This window comes from uncultured Flavobacterium sp. (assembly GCF_963925415.1).
Classification (GTDB): domain Bacteria; phylum Bacteroidota; class Bacteroidia; order Flavobacteriales; family Flavobacteriaceae; genus Flavobacterium.
In genome coordinates this window covers 1-8,646 of the sequence record NZ_CAWUTS010000099.1, presented here as the reverse complement: position 1 = coordinate 8,646, position 8,646 = coordinate 1, and the positions used below count along the sequence as shown (strand labels likewise).

Sequence of the window (8,646 nt, the reverse complement as noted above, 5' to 3'; positions counted from 1 at the left end):
AAAAATAAAGCAAAACCCATTGCAGCATACTCTGTATTATATCCAGAAACGAGTTCAGCCTCTGCCTCTGGTAAATCAAAAGGCGCTCTGTTAGTTTCAGCTAAACCAGAAATAAAAAACATTATAAATAATGGAAATAATGGAAAAATATACCAAACTTTGTTTTGTGATAATACAATCTCTGTTAAATTCAAAGACCCTGCGCAAACTAATACGGAAATTATTATCAAACCCATAGATACCTCGTACGATATCATTTGTGCAGCTGAACGTAATGCACCGAGAAACGCATACTTTGAGTTACTTGACCAACCTGCACAAACAATACCATAAACACCAAGCGACGATATAGCTAAAACATATAAGACACCAACACTTAAATCCACAAAAACTAAATTATTACCTATTGGAATTACAGCCCATGTAATTAAACTAAGTAAAAAAGTAACAATTGGCGCCAAAATAAATATACCAATGTTTGAACTACTTGGCAAAACTGTTTCTTTTATGAGTAATTTTAATCCATCTGCAAAAGGTTGTAATAATCCGAAAAAACCAACAACATTTGGACCTCGTCTTTGCTGCATACTTGCCATTACCTTTCTTTCAAGTAATGTTAAGTAGGCTACACCCACTAATAATGGAATAATAACACCTAAAGACTTTAATAAAACATTTAACACTACTAAAAAATTAATCATATTCTTATAACTTATCTATAAAACGATTCTGTTGCGATATTTGCTTGTATTTCTACTTCCCACCGATCTCCATTTTGTAACAATTTTTCTTTATTATACAATAATTCTTCGTGTGTTTCCGTAGCATATTCAAAATTGGGCCCTTCTACAATAGCATCCACAGGACACGCTTCCTGACAAAAACCACAAAAAATGCATTTTGTCATATCGATGTCATATCTTGTTGTTCTTCGACTATTATCAACCCGCGCTTCTGCTTCAATTGTAATTGCTTGAGCAGGACAAACAGCCTCGCATAACTTACATGCAATACATCTTTCTTCACCACTTGTGTATCTACGTAGGGCATGCTCGCCTCTAAATCTTGAACTTAATGCACCTTTTTCAAATGGATAATTAAGTGTAACTTTTCTTCTAAAAAAATATTGTAATGTTATCCATAACCCTCTGAATAATTCCGTTAAATATAAAACTTTAATACTTTTGTCTAAATAATTTGCCATAATACTGTTTATTTAATTGTTTTATTTATAATTTGTACGTAAAAATGCCTGCTTAATTTAATCTTTGTTTATATCTGAATATTCTATCAAGTTATAAACGTACTTTAATATTCTGAAAAGGTGACTTATTCAAAAGTACCGCAGAACATTTTGCCATTGTACTTGAAACTTCACTTAAAGTATCAGAAATATAGAAATTTTCAATTTTTGTCGAAGCTATATATGAAGTTTTTCCCACAAATTGACTTACAGACGTTAAGTTGTCAAATCCAAAAATAGGTAAAAATCTCTTTTTCTGTTTAAGATACGAAGCAAACTGAGAAAAGTGAAAAAAATTTTTTTTTTCCTTTGTCCATTCTAAATATTTAAAAGTAGTAATTGTCTTTATATTTTCGATAGGCGTCTTTGTTGCTAATAAATTTTCTTTGAATAAATTGAAAAAATATTCGTAATTAATAATTGATTCGATTATGTTTCCCCCGGCTTTTACCCCAACTGGCGGATTTAACGCAGCATTCGTTTCTTGATAAAGACCTTCGATATTTAAAAACCCAACGCTTTCCTCTACATATGTAGGTGTAGGCAATATAAGATTAGAATATTTTAATACTTGTTCAGTTAAAAATGATCCTTGATAAATTACAAATTTAAATTCAAAACCTTTACTGTGCGTTGCAAAAAAGTTGCTGTCACCTAAACAATATAGTACAACGTCTTTCTGAGATAAAGCATTTACGATTGACAAGTCTGAAATGTTTTTGTTTTCACATATAATAACATCTGACGAATGTAAATTGTTAGAACAAATTTGAGAAATACCCAGAGCTTTTGCATTGGGTTCAGAAGCTTCTGAAGACAAATAACATAAACCAAACCAATTGTTTTTTTTAACATTCGTATTTTTCACTAAAATACTTAATAGCGCCTGGCCTTCATTTTCTCCAAATAAAGAAAAAAAAGACTTACCTACTATAATAAGAGGATTATTAGCTGCTGCAAAAATAGCAGAAAATGAGTGTTTTCCTTTTATAAATTGGAATAATTTCTTAGCCCCTATTCCTAAATTGTAAACAGGATATGTCAAATTTATTGCTGAGTTAAATGACATTATTTTAAAACCACCTGCAATGTAACGTTTTCTTAATCTAAGGTTAAGAATGGGTGCTTCTAGTCGTGGATTTACACCTAAAAGTAAACATAAATCTGAGTGCTCTATATTTGCAATAGTTGCATTAAATCTAAAGTTAACTTGAAAATCACTTATACTTATGTTACTTTTATTTGCATCAACAAAAAAACCATTACATTCATATATCAAATCTTGTAACAAAGCAATCGAATCAATATTTGCATTAGCACCAACAAAACCAACTTTCGTTGTTTCTTTAGAATATATATGTTCACATGCAAGAAATATAGCTTCAGCCCAATTAATAGCAACCCACAAACTTTTGTTATCTTCTACGAGTTTTAGTAGCGGCGAATAAATACGTTGTTTTTTCAAACCGTCAAAACTAAAACGAGCCTTATCTGAAATCCATTCCTCGTTAATACTCTCATTTAATCGAGGTAAAATGCGCATTACATCATAACCACGAGTATCAATTCTAATATTCGAGCCAACTGCATCACAAATATCTATAGATTCTACACTTTTAAATTCCCATGGTCTATAAGTAAAACTATACGTTTTTGATGTTAGTGCACCAACTGGACAAAGATCTATGATATTACCTGAAAATTCAGACTTGAATAACTTTTTAATATACAAACTAATTTCCAATACATTACCACGACCAGATGTACCTAAATCTGGTAAACCTATAATTTCATTTGCGAAGCGTACACATCTTGTACAATGTATACATCTTGTCATTATTGTTTTTATTAATGGGCCACACTGTTTATCCTCAACAGCACGTTTATGCTCACGGAAACGACTTCGATCACTACCAAAAACCAACGTTTGATCTTGCAAATCGCATTCTCCACCTTGATCACAAATCACACAGTCTAAAGGATGATTAACTAGCAAAAACTCTAAGACGCCTTCACGCGCTTTTTTTACAGCTAAACTATTCGTATGTATTGCCATATTAGGCATTACAGGCATAGCGCAAGAAGCTACGAGTTTTGGAGCTTTTTCAATTTCAACCAAACACATTCTACAATTACCTGCAACAGATAATCTTTCGTGATAACAAAATCTGGGGACTAAAACATTTACTAATTCACAAGCTTGCAAAATGGACATACCATTATTAACTTCAACCATTTTAGAATCAATTGTAATATTAAATTTCATATATTCTTATTTATATAATAACATTCGTAGACATAATTTATTTGTTTTAAGTAGACTAAAGAAATAACCCAACATGTTATTTACGTTTTTGTCCTTTTTTTGGCATCTTTTTTTGTGTTTTTGATGCCTTCGAACTTGAAGATTTTATGAATTCATTAGACTCCTTTTCAAAACAGTTTTTTAAAAAACGTAAAGTAATTTTAGAGAGATTACCTCTATTTAACGTTGAAATTTTAGAATTAGACCAAACAGTGCCATTTAACATAACTTTATCTAATTTTTTTTTTGATTCATCAAATGAATTGCTAGCTAGATTATCGTATTCAATTAATAAATGAGACGAGTCATCTTTTTTTTTATTAATTTCGTCAGCTAATTTAATTAATTTTTGCTTTCGTAACTTTAAAGGCGTAGCAATACTTGGAATTATGCAATAAGAGAAATAGAAAAAAAAAGAAATGAAAAAAATAAAAGACCAAAAAAATTGTGGGAAAAATGTAAGTAAATCGAGCTGAGGCATAAATACTTTTTATAATGATAATAAGATTAAGATGGCACATGCAATTGTTAAAACGACTAAACCAGTAATATAAACATTTTTAATGTCTAAACCAAAGCCAAAATCCCAAGATAAATGACGTAGACCATTACAAATGTGAAAAAATAACAAACCAAAGATTAGAATAAAAAGACTTTTAAATAACCAAGTAAAATACACACTACACGTACAAATCAAAGCATAGTGTAAAAAATACTCACTAAATAAGACGTCAAACTGAATAACGAGTACTACAAAAAGAATAAACATGCTTAAAAACGAACCACTAATTCTATGAAAAATAGAAATCAGTGATGTAATTTGTGGTTTATATATTGTTAAATGCGGAGATATGGCTCTATTTTTTTTCATAAATACAATACTTTGAATTTTCTATTAGATTACTTTGTTTTTAATTTTTCAATCTTCGATTTGAGCTTGTTCAGTTTAGAGACAAACCTTTGCTGAAAAGCATTTTTCGAGATATATTCATTTAAAACAAATCTAGTTAAGATATCTTCTATATGTGAAACAAGTAATTTTTGACAATTAATTTTTACATAACGTTCAATCGTTGATATACGCGCTTTTTGTATACTTTCAATTTTTTGAATTTTAGTTGAAAGGAATTCTCTTTTAGTGTAATAATCACATAAATAAACAATAGTCTTTTCTTGGATATCATTATAAACATTGAACTTATTTTGGATAGACTGTGCTTTTTCATCTAATTCTTCACTAATCATAGAACTTGCACCATTTAAAACTAAATAGATAAAAATAGAAAATGCAAGTACAATGAGAACTTCTTCGTTAAATACTAAAATTTCTTTCGAAAACACGATGATAACTAAAGTTAAAATTTTTAAAGGATTGCTAAACATAAAAGTGTATTATAATTGTTTGACTACATATTTTTCGTAGTTTAGTTTTATTTTTTGTAAGTGATATTTGTAAAATGAAATGATGAATCAAGACTTGAAAATTATTATTTTGTCGGATAAGATAACAAAAATTTCTCAAGAAAACCTAGCATAGGAATAATTATGATAAAGTACGAGAAATAAAATACTGTTGCAGTTTGACCAATTTCTAAGTAAGGAGTTTCTGGTGCACAGCCGCCAATCCAACTTAAAACAACAAAGTTAAGTACAAAAACCCAGAAGAATTTTCTGTGTAATAAACGGAATGATGAACTACGAGTTTCCGCAACTCCTGTATAAGGCAACACTAACAAAATAAGTAAAGATGCAAACATAGCAATAACGCCACCTAATTTATGTGGCACCGAGCGTAAAATACAATAAGCAAAAAGAAAATACCATTCAGGAACAATGTGTGCAGGTGTCACCATTGGATTTGCTTCGATATAATTATCTGTATGTCCTAAATAATTTGGAGCAAAATACACAAAGCCAGCATAAAAAATACCAAAAACAACCCAACTAAACATATCTTTAAAGATAAAATAAGGGTAAAATGAAATTTTGTCTACACCCGCATTTACACCTAATGGATTATTTGATCCATTTTGATGTAATACAGCAATATGTATAATAGTTGCACCAGCAATTAAAAACGGTAATAAATAATGAAAACTAAAAAATCTATTTAATGTAGCTTGATCTACAGAAAAACCACCCCATAACCAAGCAACAATGGGTTCACCAATTAAAGGAAAAGCCGAAAATAAGTTTGTAATTACTGTTGCAGCCCAAAAACTCATTTGGCCCCAAGGTAAAACATAACCTAAAAACGCAGTAGCCATCATTAAGATAAGAATAACAACACCTACAACCCAAACAAAACCACGAGGTGTTTGATAAGAACCGTAATATAAACCTCTAGCAATATGGATGTAAACAATAAGAAAAAACATACTTGCACCATTTGCATGTAAGTACCTGATTAACCAACCATTGTTAACATCTCGCATAATATGCTCTGCGCTTAAAAAGGCTAAATCAATGTGTGGAGTATAATGCATTGCAAGAAAAATACCAGTTAAGATTTGAATAACTAAAAAGATACCAGCCATTGAACCAAAATTCCACATATAATTACGGTTTACAGGTGTTGGATAGTCAATAAGATGATCATTTAATACATTAATAATTGGGCGATTAAGAATTCGAAGACTTTGCGTTGCCATAGTTAATAGAAAAATTGCACCGTTTTTAACAAGATTATTTAGGTTTTGTTAAATTGTTTTGCTTTGTTAGATAAGTTAAAAAACAAAATGTATTATTTTAATTTATAAACAGTAAAACAACACACTCTTCCAATTGAGTAAAATGTAGTTTTAAACTACCGACTTCATATATAAAAGAAAGTTTTACATGTGAAACTGATTACTCTTTTCTTTGCAAACGAAAAACTCAAAGTTTTTCGTAGAACAGAAACAAACGAGAATGATGGGAGTTGAACCCATGATAAATAGCGTGACAAGCTATCATTTTAACCAACTAAATTACATTCTCATACGATAACCGTTATTTACTTTTCATCTGTTATCAGTGCTTCTTTTTGACTAGACCAATTTGTATAAACTTGTTGTAATTGCCCATAAATTATAGCATTAGCAAAAGTTAATAAAATATATAAAATTGAATCGCCACTTTCATTATTACAAATAATAGGATACGTTACATTAAATATGGCAGATTCACCTGCACATAAACTTATAATAGGTATACCTAATTTGCGAGCTTCTCGTATCAAAAACAAGTTTTTCGTTGGATTGAGTATAATAACTGCTTTATACTGTAGTTTTGCTTCTGCCATTGTTAATTTACCACAGTTCCACTTTTCAATTGAGTAAGGTTGGCCAGAATTTACAGCAAAAGTTTTAACTATACCGTCTAAATTGTTAGTAAATTGATCGTTAACAAATAATATCTTACCATTCGTTTTACCTAACTCTTTTAAAAAACTTAAGGCATTTTTTAACATGTCTGTATGATGCTCAACATTAATTACCCCAAAACCATGACGTTTACCTATTAAATGAACAGTTGTACTTATGTTACAACTATTAGCTTTGTTAGTCCAAAAACTTAGTGTAGAATAGAAATTATGCTTTACATTTGCATCTGAAAAAATTTCAACAGAATTATTTACTTCGTTATTGTTATTCGCGGACTGAGTTTTAGACAATGAGGAAATGTTATACATAAGTTATTTTATTTTTTTTAATATATTAAAAAGCTAGAAGAGGATTTGAACCTACTATTACAAAAGTTATAATTTTGCACATTAGCCAATTATGTTATCTAGCAATTTTAAACCTAAAAGTTTAACATAAAGTTCTTTATTATTCCCATTCTAAAGCGCCCTTTTTCCATTCGTAAATAAAACCAATTGTAAGGATAAACAAAAATACAAACATTGACCAAAAACTAAATGTTGATAAATGCCCTATAGTAATACACCAAGGAAATAAAAAACTAACTTCTAAATCAAAAATAATGAAAAGAATTGCAACTAAATAAAAACGTACATCAAACGTATTTCGGGCATCATTAAATGGATCAAAACCACATTCGTAAGCAGACAGTTTTTCTGTATCCGCTTTTTGTGTTGCAACTATATAAGATAAAAAGAAAAAAATAAAAGCAAATAAAGTACTTAAAATAATAAAGATAAACAAAGAAAAATATTGAGCAAAAAATAATGCCATAGTAAAAATATATAAATATTGAAATGGTCTAATCAAAGTTGCAAATACTTTTTTATTTGCAAACTTTTGGAACTTAAGAGATTTGAACTCTTAACATTTAGTATGCAAAACTAACACTCTACCAATTGAGCTAAAGTCCCATCTTGTTAAAAGATATTTACTTTAATAAGATATAAAAGTTTTAAATCCACAACATATTGAAAAGCCCTTTTTCAGAATTGAACTGAAATTGATTGTTTACAAAACAATAGTTTTAACCATTAAACTAAAAAGGCAAATTTACGCAGCATTTATAAAAGCTAAATAAAAGAGAAATAAAAAAGTAAGAGGGTTTTTGGTAGTTATTATAGTGGAAGCAGGATTTGAACCTACGATTTTCAAGTTATGAGCATGATGAGTTATCCAAACTACTCTATTCCACAATTTAATTTATCGGTTTTAACCAAATAAAATTAAAAATGCCATCATTAATGCAAATAAACCAATAGCCTCTGTTAATGCAAAACCAAGAATCGTAAAACCAAAAAGTTGTGATCTTAACGATGGGTTTCTTGCAAATGAGTTAACTAAAGCTGCAAAAACTATACCAATACCAGCACCTACACCTGCTAAACCAATTGTAGCAAGACCTGCACCTATTTGTTTCGCTGACTGTAACATTGTTTGATTCATATTAAAAATACATAGATATTTGACGGAATATAATTAATAAACTGCATAACCTTTTTTTATTCATAAGTTTTAGTTTTGCTGTAAAAACTCATTATAACTATATGACATACTATTTTTATGTTTTTTATATCGCAGTTTAAACGGGTAATAAACTTTTTCTAAAGTAGTATTGTCTGATAAGTAAATAATCTTAAAAAGTTTAAAATTGACTTCTAAATTCGATGGTTGTAAAGGATAGCTAACATAGC

Annotated in this window: 9 protein-coding genes and 3 tRNA genes; all 12 read right to left on the bottom strand. The window is 29.4% G+C overall.

The window, feature by feature from the left end; all coding sequences use genetic code 11:
• A partial coding sequence (locus AABM47_RS08070) for an NADH-quinone oxidoreductase subunit H (RefSeq protein ID WP_338410417.1) occupies window positions 1-701 on the bottom strand: 701 nt, incomplete at its 3' end.
• An 11-nt stretch (window positions 702-712) separates the two neighbouring features.
• On the bottom strand, window positions 713-1,204 hold the full coding sequence (nuoI, locus tag AABM47_RS08065; protein ID WP_338410416.1) for an NADH-quinone oxidoreductase subunit NuoI: 492 nt from the start codon (window positions 1,202-1,204) through the stop codon (window positions 713-715).
• 91 nt (window positions 1,205-1,295) lie between these two features.
• The gene (gene nuoG / locus AABM47_RS08060; protein ID WP_338410415.1) at window positions 1,296-3,509 is read right to left on the bottom strand and encodes an NADH-quinone oxidoreductase subunit NuoG; all 2,214 of its coding nucleotides are present in this window, start codon (window positions 3,507-3,509) and stop codon (window positions 1,296-1,298) included.
• Between the two features lie 76 nt (window positions 3,510-3,585).
• Window positions 3,586-4,029, bottom strand: a complete 444-nt coding sequence (locus AABM47_RS08055; protein WP_338410414.1) for a hypothetical protein — start codon at window positions 4,027-4,029, stop codon at window positions 3,586-3,588.
• A 419-nt stretch (window positions 4,030-4,448) separates the two neighbouring features.
• Window positions 4,449-4,931 carry a hypothetical protein gene (locus tag AABM47_RS08050; protein ID WP_338410413.1) on the bottom strand — a complete coding sequence of 161 codons (483 nt, stop codon included), beginning with the start codon at window positions 4,929-4,931 and terminating at the stop codon, window positions 4,449-4,451.
• A gap of 104 nt (window positions 4,932-5,035) precedes the next feature.
• Window positions 5,036-6,199, bottom strand: a complete 1,164-nt coding sequence (locus AABM47_RS08045) for a cytochrome b (protein WP_338410412.1) — start codon at window positions 6,197-6,199, stop codon at window positions 5,036-5,038.
• A 254-nt stretch (window positions 6,200-6,453) separates the two neighbouring features.
• Window positions 6,454-6,527: transfer RNA gene (locus AABM47_RS08040), tRNA-Asp, on the bottom strand.
• A 16-nt stretch (window positions 6,528-6,543) separates the two neighbouring features.
• Window positions 6,544-7,221, bottom strand: a complete 678-nt coding sequence (locus AABM47_RS08035) for an uS2m family ribosomal protein (protein WP_338410411.1) — start codon at window positions 7,219-7,221, stop codon at window positions 6,544-6,546.
• A gap of 139 nt (window positions 7,222-7,360) precedes the next feature.
• Entirely contained in the window at window positions 7,361-7,726 is a 366-nt protein-coding gene (ndhC, locus tag AABM47_RS08030) for an NADH-quinone oxidoreductase subunit A (RefSeq protein WP_338410410.1), read from the bottom strand.
• A 67-nt stretch (window positions 7,727-7,793) separates the two neighbouring features.
• Window positions 7,794-7,866 (bottom strand) — tRNA-Ala (locus tag AABM47_RS08025).
• A gap of 207 nt (window positions 7,867-8,073) precedes the next feature.
• Window positions 8,074-8,148: transfer RNA gene (locus AABM47_RS08020), tRNA-Met, on the bottom strand.
• Window positions 8,149-8,164: 16 nt separating this feature from the next.
• The gene (locus AABM47_RS08015; RefSeq protein ID WP_338410409.1) at window positions 8,165-8,398 is read right to left on the bottom strand and encodes an ATP synthase subunit C family protein; all 234 of its coding nucleotides are present in this window, start codon (window positions 8,396-8,398) and stop codon (window positions 8,165-8,167) included.
• Window positions 8,399-8,646 lie beyond the last annotated feature (248 nt).